The following is a 2,184-nucleotide window of genomic DNA, read 5'->3' as shown; positions in this document are numbered from 1 at the left end:
CAGCACCTGGCGGGTCGTCCGCTACGACGCCCCCTACTACTGGTGCCTGGCCGACACCAACGGCGACCTGCTCACCTACATCGAAGGCGACGTCTACCGAGGCAACACCATGACCGACTAACCCACCGCCCCCGGCCGGTGTCCGCGCAGGGTGCGGGCATCGGCTGGTGTGGTGTCTTCCGGTGCGCGGTCGCCGGCGCACTAGGTGCGACCGGCGGANGCCCGCCTGCGGCGGGCNTGGTCCGTAGCCCCTCACCTTTAACCGTTCAGCTGGGTCGCCCAGTGTGACCGACGAGGCCCCGTCACGCGCAACCCACACCCGCGCCGAACTCCGCACAGGCCGAGTGACCTTTTCGGCCCAACGCCAGCTCGCCAGGGCGCTGCGCGCCGGCTCGCGCGGGCCGAAAACCCTGCTCCGCTCGTCACGGCCTCTTCGGGTTGCGCGCGCCACCCCGCCGGTCCCCCGCACCCCAGCGCTAACCGGCGCACCCAACCCGTACACGAACGGAGAACAACCATGACCATCAAACTTGGAGCCCCCGCCGACGTCATCGCCGCTGCCCCGCCCTGCTGGGCTTCACCCCCACCAACAGCGTCGTGGTCTACCTGCTNGGCACCGAGCCCGACGGCACCCCCATCATCAAAGTCACCATCCGCTGCGACATCACCATCAGCGCCAGCCAAGCTGCCAGCTTCGCCCGCACCTGCCAGGCGCCCTGCTCCTGGCCGTNTGCAGCGCCGAGCTNGACGACCACGCCGCAGTGGTCCTCGACGGCATCCGCGACTCCCTCACCGAGGCCGGCATCACCGTCCGCCGCCGCCTCACCACCCGCGACGTCACCGCCGCCGGTACCTGGATCGACCCCGACACCGGAGCCANCGGAACCACCTACCCCTACACCGACTCGCTGCTGACCGCGCAGCGCATCCACGACGGCGCGATCCTCACCGCCCNCCGCGAGGACCTCGTGCGCGAGTTCGACCCCATCACCCCCGCCCCCGCCGTCGCCGTCGGAGACCACGCCGTCCTGGTCTCCACCACCATGGAGGACATCACCGACGCTCTCACCGGAGCCAGCCGCTACATCAGCGCCACCCTGTCCACCCGCGCCGGCATCCTCATCACCAGCCACCCCGCNCTCCGCGACGCGATGCTGCACCTCGCCCTCGACCACGAGCGTGCCGCCACCAACGTGTGGACCCACATCGCCCGCCAACTGCGCGGGCGNCCCCGCACCGAAGCGCTCACCATCGCCGCAGTCTGCTACTGCCTGATCAACGACACCGTCCGCGCCGGAATCGCCGCCGACATCGCCATCACCGAGGCCACCGACGCCGGCGACGAACCGCCCACCCTGGCCGCCATGCTCCTGGCCGCCCTCGAATCGGGCATCGAGCCCGCCCTGATCCGCCGCGTCCTCACCGACACCCACCCCGGCACCGCAGGGTGCGGGCACCGGCTGGTGTGGTGTCTTCCGGTGCGCGGNCGCCGGCGCACTAGGTGCGACCGGCGGANGCCCGCCTGCGGCGGGCGTGGTCCGTAGCCCCNCACCTTTAACCGTTCAGCTGGGTCGCCCAGTGTGACCGACGAGGCCCCGTCACGCGCAACCCACACCCGCGCCGANCTNCGCAGGCCGAGTGACCTTTTCGGCCCTATCAAGCTCGCTGCCGCTCGCGGGCCGAAAANCCTGCNCCGCTCGTCNCGGCCTCTTCGGGGTTGCGCGCGCCACCCCGCCGGTCCCCCGCAACCCCAGCGCTAACCGGCGCAGCAAATACCGCAGACGAACGGAGAACAACCNGTCGCGGCCTCTTCGGGGTTGCGCGCGCCACCCCGCCGGTCCCCCGCAACCCCAGCGCTAACCGGCGCAGCAAATACCGCAGACGAACGGAGAACAACCGTGACCCTCGCCGCCAACCCCTGGGCCGTCACCGACCACGACCCCACCAGCAACCTCAACGCCGGGCCGAGCACCACGGCGGTGCTGGCCTACGCCCGCGCCGACATCCACTCCGCTGTGGCCGCCGCCGACGACCCGCACCGCCGCCGCCAATACGCCCTGTCGGCCCGTGACTACGCCGTCACCGTCCTGCTCGCCGGCGACGCCAGCCCCGACGAGCTCCGCCACGCCGAGTACTACCTGGCCGACGCCGAAGCCTTCATCGCCGCCACCGCCCCGACCCATT

2 protein-coding genes are annotated in these 2,184 nt (G+C 71.7%); both read left to right on the top strand.

The window, feature by feature from the left end; translation table 11 throughout:
• Positions 1-761 precede the first annotated feature (761 nt).
• Positions 762-1,544 carry a DUF4192 family protein gene (locus tag H7I57_RS20230; protein ID WP_264025596.1) on the top strand — a complete coding sequence of 261 codons (783 nt, stop codon included), beginning with the start codon at positions 762-764 and terminating at the stop codon, positions 1,542-1,544.
• Positions 1,545-1,898: 354 nt separating this feature from the next.
• Positions 1,899-2,184 (top strand): hypothetical protein (locus H7I57_RS20225; protein WP_264025595.1); only part of this gene is annotated, 286 nt, incomplete at its 3' end.

The organism is Mycolicibacterium pyrenivorans (assembly GCF_025821625.1).
GTDB classification, from domain to species: Bacteria; Actinomycetota; Actinomycetes; order Mycobacteriales; family Mycobacteriaceae; genus Mycobacterium; species Mycobacterium pyrenivorans.
The sequence above is the reverse complement of the archived record's forward strand: the minus strand, read 5'-3'. Positions and strand labels throughout refer to the sequence as shown.